Source organism: Pseudomonas mohnii (genome assembly GCF_900105115.1).
Lineage (GTDB): Bacteria > Pseudomonadota > Gammaproteobacteria > Pseudomonadales > Pseudomonadaceae > Aquipseudomonas > Aquipseudomonas mohnii.
This window is the reverse complement of sequence record NZ_FNRV01000001.1, coordinates 3,203,467-3,221,686: the sequence shown is the minus strand read 5'-3', so window position 1 is coordinate 3,221,686 and position 18,220 is coordinate 3,203,467. Positions and strand designations below refer to the sequence as shown.

Below are 18,220 nucleotides of genomic sequence, written 5' to 3'. Positions count from 1 at the left end.
TGATGACGTTTTTGACCGTTCCTTTTATCTGACCTTTGATCGCGTTATTGCCAAATGGCTGGTTGAATGCGAAATAAATGCTAAGAACCTCTATACGGACAGGCTAAAATGCGCGCCCGGCTAACCGCTGATCCTTTTCTAACGCGCCCCACAAGGTTCGCTACGTGATCGAGTTTCAAAACGTCCATAAAACCTACCGCGTCGCCGGTAAGGAAATTCCCGCCCTGCACCCGACCAGTCTGACGATTGAGAACGGTCAGGTCTTTGGCCTGATCGGCCACTCCGGTGCGGGAAAAAGTACCCTGCTGCGCCTGATCAATCGCCTGGAAAGCTCCAGTGGCGGCAAGATCATCGTTGATGGCGAAGAAGTCACGGCGCTCGACGCCAACGGTTTGCGCCGTTTCCGTCAACAGGTCGGGATGATCTTCCAGCATTTCAATTTGCTGGCGTCCAAGACCGTTGCCGACAACGTCGCGCTGCCACTGACTCTGGCCGGTGAGCTGTCGCGTGCTGACATCGATCGGCGTGTGGCCGAATTGCTGGCCCGGGTCGGTTTGTCCGACCACGCCAAAAAGTACCCGGCGCAATTGTCTGGCGGTCAAAAGCAGCGTGTCGGCATTGCCCGCGCCCTGGCGACCAAGCCGAAAATCCTGCTGTGCGACGAAGCCACCAGTGCCCTGGACCCACAGACCACGGCCTCGGTTCTGCAATTGCTGGCCGAAATCAATCGCGAGCTGAAGCTGACCATTGTGCTGATTACCCATGAGATGGATGTGATCCGTCGTGTCTGTGACCAGGTGGCGGTGATGGACGCTGGCGTGATCGTCGAGCAAGGCTCGGTGGCCGAGGTGTTCCTGCATCCGAAGCACCCGACCACCAAGCGCTTCGTGCAAGAAGACGAGCAAATCGACGAAAGCGAACAGCGCGATGATTTCGCTCACGTACCGGGGCGCATCCTGCGTCTTACCTTCCAGGGTGAAGCGACCTACGCGCCGCTGCTGGGTACCGTCGCGCGGGAAACGGGTGTGGACTACAGCATCCTCGCCGGTCGTATCGATCGCATCAAAGACATTCCCTACGGGCAACTGACCCTGGCCGTGACCGGTGGTGACATGGAGGCGGCCTTCGCCCGCTTCAGCGCCGCCGACGTCCACATGGAGGTGCTGCGTTGATGGAAGCCCTGACAAGTTTCTTCGCCAATATCGACTGGTTCGAAATCTGGCTGGCCACCGGTGACACCTTGCTGATGCTCGGTGGTTCGCTGTTGTTCACCGTATTGTTGGGTCTGCCGCTGGGTGTGTTGTTGTTCCTCTGCAGCCCGCGTCAGTTGCTGGAAGCCAAAGGCATTTACGCGATGTTGTCGCTGGTGGTGAACATCCTGCGCTCGCTGCCGTTCATCATTTTGCTGATCGTGATGATTCCGTTCACCGTGTTGATCACTGGTACTTCCCTCGGTGTCGCCGGTGCGATTCCGCCTCTGGTGGTGGGCGCCACGCCGTTCTTCGCGCGACTGGTGGAAACCGCCTTGCGTGAAGTGGATCGCGGCATCATCGAAGCGACCCAGTCCATGGGTGCGACGACGCGGCAGATCATCACCAATGCGTTGCTGCCTGAAGCCCGTCCGGGCATCTTCGCGGCGATTACGGTGACAGCGATTACACTGGTGTCCTACACGGCGATGGCGGGTGTGGTCGGTGCGGGTGGGCTGGGTGACCTGGCGATTCGTTTCGGTTACCAGCGTTTTCAAACTGATGTGATGGTGGTCACCGTGATTTTACTGCTGGTACTGGTTCAGGTACTGCAAACCGTCGGCGACAAACTGGTTGTCCACTTTTCCCGTAAATGATCAATGAACTGGCCATTGGCTGGCAGGCGCTGGTTTCAGGCGTCGCAAGCGAGTACCCACAAGGAGTTAGCTGAATGAAAAAACTACTCGTCGCATTCGCTGCTGTTGCAGCTTTTTCCGCTCACGCTGCCGACACCCTGACGGTCGCGGCGACCCCGGTTCCACACGCGGAAATCCTCGAATTCGTTAAACCGGCCCTGGCCAAAGAAGGCGTGGACCTGAAGGTCAAAGTCTTCACCGACTACATCCAGCCGAACGTGCAGGTCGCGGAAAAACGCCTGGATGCCAACTTCTTCCAGCACCAGCCGTACCTCGATGAATTCAACAAGGCCAAGGGCACTAACCTGGTTTCGGTAGCCGGTGTACACCTGGAGCCGCTGGGCGCCTACTCCAGCAAGCATAAAAAACTGGAAGATCTGCCGGGCGGCGCAAACGTGGTGATCCCGAACGACGCCACCAACGGCGGTCGCGCCTTGCTGCTGCTGGCGAAGGCTGGCCTGATCAAGTTGAAGGATTCGAACAACATCCTGTCGACCGTCAAGGACATCACCGAAAACACCAAGGACCTGAAAATCCGTGAACTGGAAGCCGCGACTATCCCGCGCGTGCTGACCCAGGTCGACCTGGCCCTGATCAACACCAACTACGCGCTGGAGGCCAAGCTCGATCCGGCCAAGGATGCACTGATCATCGAAGGCAGCGACTCGCCTTACGTGAACATCCTCGTTGCCCGTCCGGACGACAAGGACAGCGATGCGATGAAGAAACTGGTTGCTGCGCTGCACAGCCCGGAAGTGAAAGCGTTCATTCTCGAGAAGTACAAAGGCGCGGTGGTGCCGGCGTTCTGATTGGCTGAAAGCAACGAAAAAGGGGACGCCATGAGCGTCCCCTTTTTTATGCCGATTACACCGCCTTCTGTAGGAGCGAGCTTGCTCGCGAAAAACAAAAGGACGCCACTGGGCATCTGGATTTACGCGTTAACGTTCACGACCATCGTCGGAACGCCGCTCGAAGCAAGCCCGCTCCTACAGGTTGCGTGGCGTTCTCACTGACGCTTCAACATCACCGGCAATTGCGCCACCAGTTTCTGGTTGTTCAACGGCGCCCGGATAAAACCGCGCTGTGTCCCGTCCGGTCCGATCACCGCCAGGTTGCCGCTGTGGTCGACGGTGTAGTTCGGTTTGCTGGTGTCCGCCGGAATGAACGGGATGCTCACGGCATTGGCGACTTTTTGCAGTTCTTCGACCGATGCCGGGGCCAGGCCGATGAACTGTGGATCGAAGTAGCCCAGATACTGCTTGAGCTGCTTGGGCGTGTCGCGATTCGGGTCAACGCTGACCAGTATGATCTGCAACTTGTCCACCGCCTCGGGCGGCAGTTCGCTTTTGATCTGGCGCAGTTGGGCGAGGGTGGTCGGGCAGATGTCCGGGCAGAAGGTGTAGCCGAAGAACAGCAGGCTCCATTTGCCTTTCAACTCGTTGATCGTGACCGGTTGGCCGTCCTGATTGGTCATCGTCACGCTCGGCAGACTGCGGCTTTGCGGCAGCAGGATAATCCCCGCATCGATCAGCGCCGTCGGGTCGCCCTGGCCTTTGCCCGACAGCACTTTGTTGATGGTCAGGCCCAGGACCAGCGCGATCAGGGCGACGAGGATGAAGACGGTTTTCTGGGTTCGAGTCATAGATTCAACAATAAGTAGTGGTCAACGAGCAGGGCGATGAACAGCAGGAACAAGTAGTAAATAGAGTACTTGAAGGTGTTGATCGCCGCGTGCGGCCGAGTGCCACGGTACAGCACCACCGCCCATTGCAGAAATCGGGCGCCCAGTCCGATGGCGCAAATCAGGTAGAGCAGGCCACTCATGTGAATCACATACGGCATCAGGCTGACGGCCAGCAGCGCACCGGTGTAAAGCAGGATATGCACCTTGGTGTAATGCTCGCCATGGGTCACCGGCAGCATCGGAATATCGGCCTTGGCGTATTCTTCTTTGCGGTGAATGGCCAGGGCCCAGAAGTGTGGCGGGGTCCAGGCGAAGATGATCAGGACCAGCAAGAGCGGTTCGGCGCTGACATGACCGGTGGCGGCGGTCCAGCCGAGCAAGGGCGGAGCGGCACCGGCCAGCCCGCCGATGACAATGTTCTGTGGCGTCGCGCGCTTGAGGAAACCGGTGTACACCACGGCATAGCCGAGCAGGGAGGCGAGGGTCAGCCAGGCCGTCAGCGGATTGGTAAAGGCCAGCAGCAAGGCCTGGCCGAGCACCGCCAGCACCAGGGCAAAGGTCAGCGCGGCGGCCGGCGTCACCCGGCCTTCAGCCAGTGGCCGTTTGTGCGTGCGGGCCATCACCGCATCGATGCGCCGGTCCACCACATGGTTGACCGCTGCCGCACCGCCCGCGCACAGGGCGATTCCCAGATTGCCGAACAGCAACACGGTCCATGGCACACCGGCGCGGGTGGCGAGAAACATCCCCACCAGTGAGGTGATGAGCATCAGCACCACCACTTTCGGTTTGGTCAGCTCCAGGTAGTCACGCCAGATCGCCTGACTGGGACGTTCGCCGATCAGAATCGCCATGGCATCTCTCCTTTTATTGTTATGGGCCCGGCTGTTTGTTTACGCGGACTGAAGCGCCAGCGAGTCGGTTGTTTGACCCGAATCAGGCTGGTGCGGGCGTGATAATTGACCAACACCATGGTCAGCAGCAGCGCAGCGCCCCCGGCGTTGTGCGCGACGGCCACTGGCAGGGGCAGATGAAACAGCACGTTGCTGATACCGAGGGTGATTTGTGCGGCGAGAGCGATCAGTACCAGGCCCGCCAGGCGCGTCATGCCGACCGCCTTCAGTTGCCACGCCAGACCCAGTAGAACGAGGGTCACCAGCAACGCGCCGATGCGGTGCGTCAGGTGAATCGCGGTGCGGGCATCGCTGTCCAGTTGCCCGCCGAGGTAATTCGGGCCGATGTGTTGGGTCAGGTGAAAGCCGTTGGCGAAGTCGGCGGGGGGCAGCCATTGACCGTGGCAGGTCGGGAAGTCGATGCAGGCCACGGCGGCGTAGTTGGAACTGACCCAGCCGCCGAGGGCAATTTGCAGGATCACCAGCAGCAACCCGGCCGTCGCCCAGTGTTGCAAGCGTCGTGGCACGGTCAGCGCCGGCAGTACGCCGGACAGGCGCAAGGTCAGCAGAAACAACAGGCTCAGCGTGGCAAAGCCGCCCAGCAAATGCCCGGTGACCACTTGCGGCCAGAGCTTGAGCGTCACCGTCCACATGCCGAACGCCGCTTGGCCAAACACCACCGCCAGCAGGAACAACGGCAGCTTCAGCGGTTGTCCCGGATGCCAGCGATTGATCCAGGCACGTCCGGCCAGCACCGAGATCAGCATGCCAAGGGTGCCGGCAAAGTAGCGATGGATCATCTCGTTCCAGCCCTTGTGGGCCTCTACTGGAGCGTCAGGGAAATGCAATTCGGCATGGGCCAGTTGGGCTTCGCTTTTCGGCACACTGATAAAGCCGTAGCAGCCCGGCCAGTCCGGGCAGCCGAGGCCGGCGTGGGTCAGGCGGGTATAGGCGCCGAGCAACACCACAATCAGCGCCAGCAAGGTGGCAAACAGCGCGAGGCGAAATCCAGGTTTGGCCATGACGATGCCCTTATCCGATGTTCGACAGTTTCAGCAGGTGGCGCAGGTCGTTGAGCAAGTCCTTGCCCTTGACCGACGGGTCGTAGCGCAGCACCAGATTGCCGTGTGGATCGATGATCCACAGTTGCGGCGTGGTCTTGTCGCCGTTCGATTGACTGAAAGTGCTCAAATCCAGCGGATAGCGCTGCAGCTGCGGATATTCCCGAGTCAGTTTGGCGTCGTACTCGGACGTCAGGGGCTGGGCGGCGGCAAGTGCGTGGCTGGCGCGAGAGGCATCGCGACCGAGGCCGATCTGGATTTGCCGTGCCAGATACACCAACTGCTGGCAGTCCAACGCGCAATCCTTCGGCGCGGTGACCAGCATCTGCCAGCGGTCCTCCTGCGCCTGCACGCCGATGTCGGCGCGTGTCTGACCGTTGCCGATCAGTTCGCCGTGATAACTGCGGCCCTCCGGCACCCAGAACTGCAGTTTGTACATGCCGGTGGCGAGGATCATCGGACCGATCACCCCGAGCAGGATCAACAGCAACTGCAAGCGACCCTTGCGCCGACTCGCCGGCGTTTTCGCCTCAGACATGCTGGGTGGATTCATGGCCGCTCCCATGGTGTTTCTCCTTTGCGTTGTGCCAGCCGAGGTAGAGATAAAGGCCGAACAGGGCGATCGCCATGGCGAACCACTGCACGGCGTAAGCGATGTGTTTTTCCGGGCCCATGGCGACCACCGGCCAGTCAGCCTGGTAGGACGCGGGGCCGCTTTCCTCGCGTAATTCGTAGGCGAACCCTTCGCGCTCGAGGGCTGACCAGAGTTTTGCCGGGTCAACCGCCGTGACCAGTTGAGGCCAGGTCGTTGAGTTGGGATCGGCATGGAGCTGGAAGGTCGCGCCGGGGGAGACGTAGACCCACGCGTCGAGACTCAAGGCATCGGCAGGGGTGGTGAATTGAGGCGGTGTGCGCCGGTCCGGCCATGGCAGCCAGCCGCGGTTGACCAGCAGCCAGAGTCCGGTCGCCTGATCCTGAAATGGTTGCAGCAGTTCGACCCCGACCTTGCCATCGCGCTGACGGTTATCCAGCAGCAGGCTGTGGGCGGCATCAAACTGGCCGTGCAGGCGCACGCGGCGAAAGGCCGGGTCTGCGGTGTGTTGCAGCTCGGTGCTGGCCATCGGCTCGGCGGCCCGGCGCTCGGTGTAGCTTTGCAGCAGCGCGCTTTTCTCCGCGCCCCGGCTCAATTGCCAGAACCCCAGGGACACCAGCAGTGGCAGCAACAGCGTCACCACCAGTGTCGGCACGATGCCCGGCCGGAAGCGCTTCATGGCGTCGCCAGAAAGTCGGTCATTGCGATAGCTATACTCAAATGCATCGCCTGTCCCCCGGAGTTCCACCATGCTCAAAGCAGCCATCGTCCTGATGCTGATTGCCACGGTTGTCAGCCTGTTCAGCGGCCTGTTTTTTCTGGTCAAGGACGACAGCAGCTCGAACCGCCTCGTCATTGCCTTGAGTGTCCGTGTTGCACTGGCCGCCATTACCGTCGGCTTGATCGCCTGGGGTTTTTTCAGCGGCCAGTTGGTTTCCCATGCCCCTTGGTAGCTTCAAGCTTCAAGCGCTTCCAACTTGAGGCTTGCAGCTTGCGGCTTATAGCTGCTCTTAAAGCACGTAGACGAAAACGAACAGTCCGATCCACACCACGTCCACGAAGTGCCAATACCAACTCGCCGCCTCGAAGCCGAACTGATGATCGGCGTCGAAGTGCCCGCGCATGATCCGCATCAGCATCACGAACAGGATGATGGTGCCGATGGTCACGTGGGCACCATGGAAGCCGGTGAGCATGAAGAACGTCGCGCCATAGATGCCCGAGCCCAGGGTCAGGCCCAGTTCGTGGTAGGCGTGCATGTACTCTTCGGCCTGGAAGGTCAGGAACGCGCAACCGAGCAGCACGGTGATCGCCAGCCAGAGTTTCAGCGCGCCGCGATGGCCTTTCTTCAAGGCGTGGTGGGCGATGGTCACCGTCACGCTGGAGCTCACCAGCAACACGGTATTGAGCAGCGGCAGGCCCCAGGGGCTGATGACCTCCTTGGGCGGCGGGAAGAGTTTGGAGTCTGGATTGTTCAGCAGTGGCCAGGTGAACTGGAAGTTCGGCCACAGCATATGGGCGATGCCTTTGGCGCCTTCGCCACCCAGAGCCGGGCCGGAGACGTGGCGCACATAAAACAGTGCGCCGAAAAAGGCGATGAAGAACATGACCTCCGAGAAGATGAACCAGCTCATGCCCCAGCGGAACGAGCGATCCATCTGCGGGCTGTACAGTCCGCCGCGACTTTCCTTGATCACCGCGCCGAACCAACCGAACAGCATGTAGGCCAACAGCAGGCCACCGACGAAAAAAATCAGTGGGCCGTGGGATTCCGGCCGCGCGGCTTTCAGGTCGTTGAACCAGGTGGCCAGGCCGAACACGGTGGTGAGCATGCCGAGCGTGGCAATGATCGGCCACTTGCTCTGGGCGGGAACGTAATAATGTTCATGAGTTGCCATTGATTGTTCTCCTTATCGGGCACGCTCAACCGCCAGTGTTTGCAACGACTACCGGTGGATGTCGGGCGGTGATATCGAACAGCGTGTAGGACAGCGTCAGGTGCTTCACATCCTTGGGCATGTCACGGTCAACGATGAAACGTACCGGCATCTCGATCCGTTGACCGGGCTGCAGCACTTGCTGGGTAAAGCAAAAACATTCGGTCTTGTGGAAATACGCCGCCGCGGTGCTGGGCGCGATGCTCGGGACAGCCTGGGCGCTCATCGGGCGGTCGGTGGGGTTATGCGCGATGAAGATCATCTCGTTCACCGCCCCCGGATGGGCCACCAGATCATCACCCTTGGGATAGAACTCCCACGGCATGTCGGCGTTATTCATCGACAGAAACTGCACGCGAACCTGCCGCGAGGTGTCGACCGTTTGCTCGCCCTCGTACTGCCCGGCGGTCTTGCCATTGATGCCGAATGCCTTGCACATCACGTCGTAGATAGGCACCAGGGCAAAGCCGAAAACAAACATCGCTACCACCACCAATAGCAGGCGGGTGACCAGTTTCTTCATCGAAATCGAGTCAGCCATGGTTCCAACCCGCAACCGGGCCCCCTGTGGGAGCGAGCCTGCTCGCGATGGTCGTCAACGATAACGCTGCAAGCCTGATGCTCCGCGGCGCTCTCAGGTTTTTCGCGAGCAGGCTCGCTCCTACAGGGGTTACGTTCATTTCACTTCCGGCGGCGTGGTGAAGGTGTGATACGGCGCCGGCGACGGGATGCTCCACTCCAGGCCTTCGGCCCCATCCCACGGTTTGGCCGGTGCTGGCGGGCCGCCGCGAATGGTCTTGATCACGATGAACAGGAAGAAGATCTGCGTGGCGCCGAACATGAACGCGCCGATCGACGACACCATGTTGAAGTCGGCGAATTGCAGGTTGTAGTCCGGAATCCGGCGCGGCATGCCGGCCAGCCCTACGAAGTGCATCGGGAAGAAGGCCATGTTCATGCCGATGAACGACAGCCAGAAATGCAGCTTGCCGAGGGTTTCGTCGTACATGTGGCCGGTCCATTTCGGCATCCAGTAGTAGGCCGAGGCGAAGATCCCGAAGATCGCCCCTGGCACCAGCACATAGTGGAAGTGCGCGACCACGAAGTAGGTGTCCTGGTACTGGAAGTCCGCCGGGGCGATGGCCAGCATCAACCCGGAAAAACCGCCGATGGTGAACAGGATCACGAACGCTACGGCAAACAGCATGGGTGTCTCGAAGGTCAGCGAGCCCTGCCACATGGTGCTGGCCCAGTTGAACACCTTCACGCCCGTCGGCACCGCGATCAGCAGCGTGGCGTACATGAAGAACAGCTCGCCCACCAGCGGAATGCCGACCACGAACATGTGGTGCGCCCAGACGATGAACGACAGGAACGCGATACTCGCCGTGGCGTAGACCATCGAGGTGTAGCCGAACAGCGGCTTGCGCGAGAAGGTCGGGATGATCGAACTGACGGCGCCGAAGGCCGGCAGAATCATGATGTACACCTCGGGGTGGCCGAAGAACCAGAACACGTGCTGGAACAGTACCGGGTCACCGCCACCGGCGGCGCTGAAGAAGCTGGTGCCGAAATGGATGTCCATCAGCATCATCGTCACGCACCCGGCCAGTACCGGCATCACCGCAATCAGCAGAAACGCGGTGATCAGCCAGGTCCAGACGAACAGCGGCATTTTCATCAACGTCATGCCGGGGGCGCGCAGGTTGAGGATGGTGGCGATCACGTTGATCGCGCCCATGATCGAACTGATCCCCATCAAGTGGATGGCGAAGATGAAGAACGTCACGCTTTCCGGTGCATAGGTCGTTGACAGCGGAGCGTAGAAGGTCCAGCCGAAGTTCGGTCCGCCACCGGGGGTGAACAGGGTCGAGACCAGCAGGATGAACGCAGCCGGCAGCAGCCAGAAGCTGAAGTTGTTCATCCGCGGCAGGGCCATGTCCGGCGCGCCGATCATCAGTGGGATCATCCAGTTGGCGAGGCCGACGAACGCGGGCATCACCGCACCGAACACCATCACCAGACCGTGCATGGTGGTCATCTGGTTGAAGAACGCCGGTTCGACGATTTGCAGGCCTGGCTGGAACAATTCGGCGCGGATCACCATCGCGAACGAACCGCCGAGCAGGAACATGGTGAAGGCAAACCACAGGTACAGCGTGCCGATGTCCTTGTGGTTGGTGGTCAGCACCCAGCGCATCAGGCCTTTGGCGGGGCCGTGGGCGTGGTCGGCATGACCGTGGTCATCGATAACGGCGCTCATGGCCTGTCTCCTGTCAACAGATGGGCTGGGCAGGCCGGGGCACTGTGCCTCGACCGGTTCCTTACATGCGCAATAGACCGGGTCATTTGCTTTCCGCCTGTTTCAGCTCCAGCACTTCTTTAGGAGTGACCATGTCGCCCTTGTTGTTGCCCCAGGCGTTACGTTCGTAGGTCACGACCGCCGCGATATCGACTTCCGAGAGCTGCTTGCCGAACGCCGCCATGGCGGTGCCTGGCTTGCCGTGGAAGACCAGGCTCAGGTGAGCCTCTTTCGGTCCGGTGGCGATTTTCGAGCCCTTGAGCGCCGGGAACATGGGCGGCAGTCCCTGGCCTTCGGCCTGGTGACAGGCTACGCACGTGGTGTGATAGATCTTGTCGCCGCGCTCCTTGAGCTCGTCGAGGGTCCATTCCTTGCTGGTCAGTTCTTTAAGCTGAGCGGCTTCGGCTTTGCGGTCGGCCAGCCACTTGTCGTAATCGGCCTTTTCCTTGACCTCGACCACGATCGGCATGAAGCCGTGATCCTTGCCGCACAGCTCGGCGCACTGGCCACGGTAGATGCCGGGTTTGTCGACGCGGGTCCAGGCTTCGTTGACGAACCCCGGGATCGCATCGCGCTTGACCGCAAAGGCAGGCACCCACCAGGAGTGGATCACGTCGGCGGATGTCACCAGGAAGCGCACCTTGGCGCCAATCGGCAGCACCAACGGCTTGTCGACCTCAAGCAGGTAATGCTCGCCCTTGGCTTCCTTGTTGTGGATCTGGTTGGCGGGGGTGGCCAGGTTGCTGAAAAACTCGACGTCCTGGCCCAGGTATTTGTAATGCCACTTCCACTGATAACCGGTGATCTGGATATCGATATCCGGCTCACTGGGGTCGTACATCTTGATCAGGGTCGCCGTCGCGGGAACCGCCATGGCCACCAGAATGATGAAGGGCACGATGGTCCAGAGGATTTCGACGGTGGTGCTTTCATGGAATTTTGCGGCCACCTGCCCGGTCGAGCGGCGGTGCAGAATCATCGACCAGAACATGGCGCCAAAGACGATGATGCCGATCACTACACAGATCCAGAAAATGGTCATGTGCAGGTCAAATACAGCGTGACTGATTTCAGTCGCTCCAGGCGCCATATTCACAGTCCAGGCGGCTTGCGCCTGGCTGAAAATCGACCACAACAGGAGGCCCATCCAGACATGTGGATGTCGCATCATTGCGGGTTCCCCTTATCGTTCTTGTTATCCCGCCGGCTTTCACCTGCGGCAAGGGAGCGGCTGCATCAGACTACGAACTTGAATCGCCGGGCCTTGCTGCATTTGCAGTCGGGCGTCATCAGCTAACTCCATTCAAGTCCGAGTATAGACAGCGACTCTCACCTCGCAATGCGAAGGCGTAAATGATCTGAAACAGCATTAACTTGCGTTGCAGGCCACGAATGGAGAAGGATGCAGACGAGTGGTGGCAAATCGATATAACGCAGGTGTCTCAAGGATGAAATAATTATGACAAATGCGTCTTAGCATTTTTCGTAAGCCAGCTAAGTTATGTCTTCCCTATTTCACTGCCTTGTTTCCTGGAGTTTTCATGAACACCGCCGCATTGCGCGAGCAGATCCAAAAAGCCCAACAACACGAATCCGAAACCGGCCTGCTGACGCGTCAGCTGGAAAGCAAACTGCCTCGCTTGCACCCGGCGATCCAATTGCCGGAGGCGGATGCCAATGGCGTACTGACACGTTTTGTCGCCGCCTACATCGACGAAGTTCCTGATCTGCTGGACGCAGCCAATGAAGTCGCCAGGGAAGCGGGTATCGAGTCACAGATCAAACCGGTGCTGAAAATCGCCGAGCAGTATTTCCTCCAGCCACCGGCGATCATGGCCGGGCACGTCGGGCTCGACAGCCTGCTGGACGAGGCCTACCTGGCGCATCGGTTTGTCGAAGAGGTCAATGACCTGTACATCAAGCATTTTGGCCAGCCACTGATCCCCTTGGACATGACTGTCGCCAACCTGATTGCCCACCAATTGATCGGTGAGGAATTCGCCAACCAACTGGACGAGGCAGTGCATCACGCCATCGACGAGATGCTCAACGAAGAGAGTTTCGCTCTGGAGTCGGTAGAGGCCTACCGCGAGAAGCTCAGCAGCCCGGACACCGGCGCCGCGTGGAAGCGTTGGCCGTGCATGTCCCGCCGCCTGGGCGTGGGCCTGGAGCTGGAAGCCTGATCCACCTCCGTCCACTGTAGGAGCGAGCCTGCTCGCGATGGTCGACAACGGTTACGCGGGTATCCTGACACCACCCGCTGTGTTCTTTTGCCCATCGCGAGCTCGCTCCTGCAGGGGTATTCAGCCCGATGCACCTATACCGGTGTTGGTCCGTACCCGTCCCTCCAACCGGCGCTTCAATCCCCGGGACTCGATCAAGAACTTCGAGCCCTTCGCCGCATTCGCCCGACCCCATTCCTCCAGTAGCTCCAGACACGCATGATCGATGTAGCTCAGATTATTGAGCGGCACATGCACCGTCGCGCCGTCAGGAATGCTTGCGAGTATCCGGGTCAGCGCCGGCACTTTGAGAAAGGTGGCCGCGCCCACCAGCCGCAACTCCATTTCTCCCTCTTTGCGCAGGTCGATCAGGCTGACCTTCAAGCGTGAGGCTTTCCAGGCCAGTTTGGCCAGGGTCAAGCCAAAGCCGATCAGCACGCCGGTCAGCAGATCGGTGAAAACGATCGACAGCGCGGTCGCGGCGTAAGTGAACATCGGCAGGCGGCCATAACGTCCGAGGCTGCGAAACGCCTTGAGGTCGACCAGTTTGAAACCCGTATAAACCAACACGCCGGCCAGACTTGCCACGGGAATGCTTTGCAGCACGCTCGACAGCAGCATCACGAACGCCAGCAGCCACAGTCCGTGGAAAATCGTCGAGTACCGTGTGGTGGCTCCGGCTTGTACATTGGCTGAGCTGCGAACGATCACGCCGGTCATCGGCAGCGCGCCAAGCAGACCGCAGAGCATGTTGCCGATTCCTTGTGCTGACAGTTCGCGATCGAAATCCGAACGCTGACCACTGTGCATGCGGTCTACTGCGGCGGCGGACAGCAGGGTTTCGGCGCTGGCGATAAAGGCCACGGCAAACGCGGCGATCAGCAGGGTGGGATCCGCCAGGTTGAGCAGGTCGGCTGGCCGCAACCAATCAATGGCTTCGGCCAGGTTGGCCGGGACTTCCACGCGCTTGACCTGCAATGCCATCACCAGGCTGGTGACCGTGGCAAGACCAACGCCGAGCAACGCACCTGGAATGAAGCGCAGGGATTGCGGGCGTAGTTTTTCCCACAGCCACATCACCGCGATGGTTCCCAGCCCGAGCAAACCGGCCTGCCAGCCAAAAGAAGGCAAGGCCTGGGACACGGCAGCGGGGAGCGCCGCCAGGTTATCCAGTCCCGAAGGCTTGGGCGCGGCATCGAGCATCACATGCACCTGTGACAGGACGATCAATACCCCGATGCCGGCGAGCATGCCATACACAACGGCAGGCGCCGTCACCCTGAACCAGCAGCCAAGTTTCAATCGACCGGCCACCAGTTGCAGAAAACCCGCCAACAACAGGATCGGCCCGAGCATGTCCACACCATGCTGGCGCACCAGTTCGAACACCAGCACCGCCAAGCCTGCCGCGGGGCCGCTGACCTGCAAGGGGGAGCCGGCCAACCAGCCCACCACCAAACCACCGATGATCCCGGTGATCAGGCCTTTGGCTGGGGGAAGTCCCGAAGCAATGGCAATGCCCATGCACAAGGGCAGGGCTACCAGGAATACAACCACCGAAGCCAGTAGCTCACGTGGCAGAACAGCTTTGAGTTGCGCAGCACGCATGTTGATTCTCCCGAAGTTTTCTTCAGGCATGGCAAAGCCAGGCTGCCTGATCGGCAGCCTCGGTATAACCACGCGGGATTTAGGAGTATTTAGAAGCGCGCTTTGGGCGTCGCCACAGGAATCGGCAGGCTGCCATTAAGCGGCAGGAAACAGCCCTGATCGGCATCGTAGGCTTTGATTTCGCTGGTTTCGATGTTGTAAACCCAGCCGTGGATAAACAACTGACCATTGGCCATGCGCGAAGCCACTGACGGGTGCGTGCGCAAGTGCTGTAACTGGGCGATCACATTTTCCTCGGTGAGGACGTGCATGCTTTCGCTTTCATTGGCGCAGTTGCAGTTCTCCTGAACCATGGTTTTCGCCACTTCGGCATGTCGAAGCCAGGCTTTGACCGTCGGCATTTTCTCCAGGCTCTGCGGGTTGAGCACCGCGCGCATCGCGCCACAGTCGGAGTGCCCGCAGATAATGATGTGATGCACGCCAAGAGCAAGCACGGCGTACTCGATGGCCGTGGAAACACCACCGTTCATTTGGCCGTAAGGCGGTACGACGTTACCCACATTGCGGGTGACGAACAGATCGCCGGGGGAGCTTTGAGTGATTAATTCAGGAACGATGCGCGAATCCGCACAGGCGATGAACATCGCTCGCGGTCGTTGGGCGGTCGCGAGTTTTTTGAAGAGTTCTTCCTGTTGCGGAAAGATCTCATGATGAAAATGCAAAAAGCCGTCAACGATATGCTGCAGCGCCGCATCGGCGGTTTCCACCTCCGGTTGGGCAGACGCCGACGCAGCCAACGGCTGTTTATCCTTGTCACTCATGATTCATCCTCTTTTGCGGAGTCAGGGAATTTCCCTTTTATCCGGTGTGAAGCCAGTGGCTGTTTAAAAACATCCAGGTCAAAAAAATCTGACCCGTCAGTCACTCGATGAACAAGGTAGTCGCCGAATCTTAACTCAAACTGAATCAAGCGCTCTAGAACGTGTGTTCCAGGTCACAAAAAACGTGACCAGCCCAATGCCTGCAAGCGCTTCCCAATACTCAGCAATGGGTCAATCGTCCTTAAATCAATGACATTTGGCGACCTGGCGGACAAAAGGATTCGCAATCCAGGTTAAACCCTTCCCGTTGATTAAGCCCCAGGCGCCTGATGGTTTTGGAGAAGCGCTGTGCCAACAGGTCGGCAAAGGGACCTTCGCCGCGCATCCGTGCGCCAAAACGGCTGTCGTACAACTCACCACCACGGCTCTGGCGAATCAGGCTCAGGACATGAGCCGCCCGTTGCGGGTAATGAGCGCCCAGCCATTCCTCGAACAGCGGTGCAACTTCCAGCGGCAAGCGCAGCATCATATACGCCGCACTCTGGGCTCCGGCCGCATGGGCCTCGGTCAGCAGGCTTTCGAGTTCGCTGTCGTTGATCATGGGAATCATCGGTGAGCACAGCACTCCCACCGGAATTCCCGCCTCACGCATGACCCTGATCGCGCGAAGTCGGGCCTTGGGCGCCGCCGCTCGGGGTTCAAGGATGCGTTTGAGTTCGTCATCCAGCGTGGTCAGGCTGATCATCACCGCCACCAGTCTCTGCCGGGCGAGTTCGGCCAACAGGTCCAGATCGCGCAGGATCAACGAACCTTTTGTGATGATGGTCACCGGATGGCGATAGCGCAGCAGCACTTCCAGGGTTTGGCGGGTGATCTTGTGTTCGCGCTCGATCGGCTGATACGGGTCGGTGTTGGAGCCAAGATTGATCGGCGCGCATTGATAGCCACGCTTGGAGAGTTGTTCCTCCAGCACTTGAGCGGCGTTGGTCTTGGCGATCAGGCGCGTTTCGAAATCCAGTCCCGGGGACATGTCCCAATAGGCATGGCTCGGTCGTGCATAGCAATAAATGCAACCGTGCTCGCATCCGCGGTAAGGATTGATCGAACGATCAAAGGGCAGATCTGGCGAATTGTTGCGGGTGATGATGGTTTTCGCCGTCTCGATGCGCACCTCGGTGCCTTGCGTGATCGGCACTTCCTGATACCAGCCGTCGTCCTCGGCCACCGAACGATTTGGGGCGAAGCGATTGTGCGGGTTGGTCGCGGTGCCGCGGCCGCGTGGGGGCAATGGCGTTTGCATGGGGGTATCCTGTTAGCTGTATGTACATACAGTATATCGCTGCGCCGTGGTCGACCAGTGCCGTTCGGCATTTTTCTGTTTTAATTATATAAATCAGAGTGTGGTAATTAATAGATACATATGTAGTCTGGTTTGCAGGTAATAAGTATCGGTATTATTTTTTTGCAGCAAACCCTAATTATGGATATCGCTTAAAAGGATTTAATAATGTCGTATTTCAATCGTCGTGGTATTTTTCTTCAAAAACTTGGCCCGACCGTAGTCGATCCGGATGAAGTGCTGGTTTCCATGCAGTTCGCTCTGAAAGAGTCTGCAGAGGATGAAGAAGGAGCGATCACTGAAAAGTTGCTTGATTCCACCATTTTCATTGCATCCTCTACTGACGGTGGCCAATCTTTCAGTATTGGCAACGCCAAAGATGTAGATGGTGATGGCGATATCGATAATGACGACAGGGCCAGATTGCTGGCACTCGCCAAAGCCTATGCAAATATCGTTCGTCCCTGATTCATGATTGCCAGTCACTGTCGGCACGTTCAGTTGCCGAAGGTGGAGTGGCATGCTGCGCACACGAGCTGTGCGCAGCTGCAGATAAGGAAGTCCATCATGTGGAATCCCGCAAGCACGGGTGTGTTCTTACAGCGAATAGAAACACCGGAAAGTAATAAAATAGTTCTAAAAATTCTGAGGAAGCCATCTGGTGCTGGTTACGCAGATCTTGCTGAAGAAACAGTCACGGTTTTGAATTTTAATCCGAACGATACTGAAGAATACTCTCTGCAGTTTGATCCTTGGTCCGACATAAATGTTGTTGCGGATGGCAGCATTGATGAGAAAGATATAAATGTGATCACTCGGCTCGCGCTGGAGTTTCGTGATCAGACAGCAATCAGCTCGGATAGCGGAGTTTTTCTTGAAGTCACTCCTGTCGAGGGTAAAAGGCTTCTGGTGAAAGTTAGTGTGTTGGACCTGGAAGATGTTGAGCAGCCGGAATTCAATTATGTTCTGAACGCCACTTCTTTTGATAAGGGTGAAAGTTTCTCAGTAAGAAGGATCAATCCCCATTCCGACCCAGCTGTCAAAGAGACCCCCGGCCTGGAAAACCTGATAAAAGCGTTCATCAAAATGAGACTGTAAATTCAGCTGATCCGCGCATATTTCACGTTTCATTGACACCTGCCTCACGGGCCTTTGACCGCTCAGGGCTGAACATAGGACATCAACATCCAGTCTCTCCCTGAACGGTCAACCGAGCATGCCCCTACCGCGCATTTTTCCGGCGATGTGCCTATCGCTTGTTGCACTTTTCAACCATGTACCAGTTTTCGCAGACGATACGGCGTTGCCTCGTCCGCCAGAGTGGGCGCAACCCGTCGAGGTGCAGTACAACCTCTTTCAGATGAGCCCGACGCTCTATCGCAGCGCACTGCCCGACAGTGGCGCTGTTTCGCTTCTGGAAAAACTCAAGATCGGCACCGTGATCAGTTTTCTCCCTGAAGCGGATTCAAGCTGGTTGTCGACACCCGGTATCGCCCAGGTACAACTGCCCTATCGCACAAACCATGTGGATGACGCAGACATCATCAAGGCCCTGCGCACCATTCAAACCGCCGAAGCCAAAGGCCCGGTTTTGATGCACTGCAAGCATGGATCTGACCGAACCGGTTTGATCGCGGCCATGTATCGGGTTGTGGTGCAGGGCTGGAGCAAGGAAGACGCACTGAACGAAATGACTCATGGTGGCTTTGGCGACAGCACCCACTTCAAGGACGGTATTCGTTACATGATGCAGGCCGATGTCGACAAACTTCGCACCGCGCTGGCCAACGGCGATTGCAGCACTAGCCCGTTCGCGGCGTGTTCGATGAAAAGTTGGTTCAAATCGGCACATGTCGAGTAAACATGCCCTCCACTG

Annotated in this window: 20 protein-coding genes; 8 read left to right on the top strand and 12 right to left on the bottom strand. The window is 58.6% G+C overall.

Annotated elements, in window-relative coordinates; genetic code table 11:
- The first annotated feature begins 164 nt into the window (after positions 1-164).
- From BLV61_RS14900 to BLV61_RS14890, 3 genes are all read left to right on the top strand, one after another.
- Entirely contained in the window at positions 165-1,172 is a 1,008-nt protein-coding gene (locus tag BLV61_RS14900; protein WP_090466098.1) for a methionine ABC transporter ATP-binding protein, read from the top strand.
- Positions 1,172-1,846: a methionine ABC transporter permease gene (locus BLV61_RS14895; RefSeq protein WP_047535826.1), complete on the top strand. Its 675-nt coding sequence runs from the start codon at positions 1,172-1,174 to the stop codon at positions 1,844-1,846. The genes BLV61_RS14900 and BLV61_RS14895 overlap by 1 nt, the downstream gene beginning before the upstream one ends.
- Before the next feature lie 74 nt (positions 1,847-1,920).
- Complete coding sequence (locus BLV61_RS14890) at positions 1,921-2,694, top strand: MetQ/NlpA family ABC transporter substrate-binding protein (RefSeq protein ID WP_090466094.1); 774 nt, start codon at positions 1,921-1,923, stop codon at positions 2,692-2,694.
- A gap of 197 nt (positions 2,695-2,891) precedes the next feature.
- Here the strand turns inward: BLV61_RS14890 and BLV61_RS14885 are convergent, their stop codons facing one another.
- Genes BLV61_RS14885 through BLV61_RS14865 form a run of 5 tightly spaced genes read right to left on the bottom strand, consistent with a single transcriptional unit; the run spans position 2,892 to position 6,794 of the window.
- Positions 2,892-3,527 (bottom strand): SCO family protein, encoded by a 636-nt coding sequence (locus BLV61_RS14885; RefSeq protein WP_047535832.1) that lies wholly within the window; start codon positions 3,525-3,527, stop codon positions 2,892-2,894.
- Positions 3,524-4,423: a heme o synthase gene (cyoE, locus tag BLV61_RS14880; protein ID WP_047535836.1), complete on the bottom strand. Its 900-nt coding sequence runs from the start codon at positions 4,421-4,423 to the stop codon at positions 3,524-3,526. The genes BLV61_RS14885 and cyoE overlap by 4 nt, the downstream gene beginning before the upstream one ends.
- Positions 4,411-5,484 (bottom strand): COX15/CtaA family protein, encoded by a 1,074-nt coding sequence (locus BLV61_RS14875; RefSeq protein ID WP_090466091.1) that lies wholly within the window; start codon positions 5,482-5,484, stop codon positions 4,411-4,413. Before BLV61_RS14875 ends, cyoE begins: the two co-directional genes overlap by 13 nt.
- 10 nt (positions 5,485-5,494) lie before the next feature.
- Positions 5,495-6,088, bottom strand: a complete 594-nt coding sequence (locus tag BLV61_RS14870) for a hypothetical protein (protein WP_047535841.1) — start codon at positions 6,086-6,088, stop codon at positions 5,495-5,497.
- Positions 6,054-6,794 (bottom strand): SURF1 family protein, encoded by a 741-nt coding sequence (locus BLV61_RS14865; RefSeq protein WP_090466088.1) that lies wholly within the window; start codon positions 6,792-6,794, stop codon positions 6,054-6,056. The genes BLV61_RS14870 and BLV61_RS14865 overlap by 35 nt, the downstream gene beginning before the upstream one ends.
- Before the next feature lie 70 nt (positions 6,795-6,864).
- On the opposite strand from BLV61_RS14865, the gene BLV61_RS14860 reads away from it, so the two are divergent.
- Positions 6,865-7,068 carry a twin transmembrane helix small protein gene (locus BLV61_RS14860; protein WP_008064738.1) on the top strand — a complete coding sequence of 68 codons (204 nt, stop codon included), beginning with the start codon at positions 6,865-6,867 and terminating at the stop codon, positions 7,066-7,068.
- A gap of 57 nt (positions 7,069-7,125) precedes the next feature.
- On the opposite strand, the gene BLV61_RS14855 is transcribed toward BLV61_RS14860, so the two are convergent.
- The 4 genes from BLV61_RS14855 to coxB all read right to left on the bottom strand — a co-directional run bounded on the left by BLV61_RS14855 (position 7,126) and on the right by coxB (position 11,525).
- A complete protein-coding gene (locus BLV61_RS14855) occupies positions 7,126-8,013 on the bottom strand; it encodes a cytochrome c oxidase subunit 3 (protein ID WP_047535850.1) in 888 nt (295 codons plus the stop codon).
- Between the two features lie 25 nt (positions 8,014-8,038).
- On the bottom strand, positions 8,039-8,593 hold the full coding sequence (locus BLV61_RS14850; protein ID WP_047535851.1) for a cytochrome c oxidase assembly protein: 555 nt from the start codon (positions 8,591-8,593) through the stop codon (positions 8,039-8,041).
- Between the two features lie 135 nt (positions 8,594-8,728).
- Positions 8,729-10,315 carry a cytochrome c oxidase subunit I gene (ctaD, locus tag BLV61_RS14845; protein ID WP_047535857.1) on the bottom strand — a complete coding sequence of 529 codons (1,587 nt, stop codon included), beginning with the start codon at positions 10,313-10,315 and terminating at the stop codon, positions 8,729-8,731.
- A gap of 82 nt (positions 10,316-10,397) precedes the next feature.
- On the bottom strand, positions 10,398-11,525 hold the full coding sequence (gene coxB / locus BLV61_RS14840; RefSeq protein WP_047535858.1) for a cytochrome c oxidase subunit II: 1,128 nt from the start codon (positions 11,523-11,525) through the stop codon (positions 10,398-10,400).
- A 370-nt stretch (positions 11,526-11,895) separates the two neighbouring features.
- Between coxB and BLV61_RS14835 the strand changes: the two genes are divergently transcribed.
- Complete coding sequence (locus BLV61_RS14835) at positions 11,896-12,537, top strand: hypothetical protein (RefSeq protein ID WP_047535859.1); 642 nt, start codon at positions 11,896-11,898, stop codon at positions 12,535-12,537.
- 120 nt (positions 12,538-12,657) lie between these two features.
- On the opposite strand, the gene BLV61_RS14830 is transcribed toward BLV61_RS14835, so the two are convergent.
- The 3 genes from BLV61_RS14830 to BLV61_RS14820 all read right to left on the bottom strand — a co-directional run bounded on the left by BLV61_RS14830 (position 12,658) and on the right by BLV61_RS14820 (position 16,305).
- A complete protein-coding gene (locus BLV61_RS14830) occupies positions 12,658-14,184 on the bottom strand; it encodes a SulP family inorganic anion transporter (RefSeq protein ID WP_090466081.1) in 1,527 nt (508 codons plus the stop codon).
- Between the two features lie 89 nt (positions 14,185-14,273).
- A complete protein-coding gene (locus BLV61_RS14825; protein WP_047535864.1) occupies positions 14,274-15,005 on the bottom strand; it encodes a carbonic anhydrase in 732 nt (243 codons plus the stop codon).
- 241 nt (positions 15,006-15,246) lie between these two features.
- The gene (locus tag BLV61_RS14820; protein WP_090466078.1) at positions 15,247-16,305 is read right to left on the bottom strand and encodes a PA0069 family radical SAM protein; all 1,059 of its coding nucleotides are present in this window, start codon (positions 16,303-16,305) and stop codon (positions 15,247-15,249) included.
- Between the two features lie 207 nt (positions 16,306-16,512).
- Here BLV61_RS14820 and BLV61_RS14815 point away from each other — a divergent pair, with 207 nt between their 5' ends.
- The 3 genes from BLV61_RS14815 (at position 16,513) to BLV61_RS14805 (ending at position 18,205) form a co-directional block, all read left to right on the top strand.
- Entirely contained in the window at positions 16,513-16,812 is a 300-nt protein-coding gene (locus BLV61_RS14815; RefSeq protein ID WP_090466075.1) for a hypothetical protein, read from the top strand.
- Positions 16,813-16,911: 99 nt separating this feature from the next.
- Positions 16,912-17,442: a hypothetical protein gene (locus tag BLV61_RS14810; RefSeq protein ID WP_090466072.1), complete on the top strand. Its 531-nt coding sequence runs from the start codon at positions 16,912-16,914 to the stop codon at positions 17,440-17,442.
- 118 nt (positions 17,443-17,560) lie between these two features.
- Positions 17,561-18,205 carry a phosphatase domain-containing protein gene (locus BLV61_RS14805; RefSeq protein ID WP_047535876.1) on the top strand — a complete coding sequence of 215 codons (645 nt, stop codon included), beginning with the start codon at positions 17,561-17,563 and terminating at the stop codon, positions 18,203-18,205.
- The last annotated feature ends 15 nt before the right edge of the window (positions 18,206-18,220 follow it).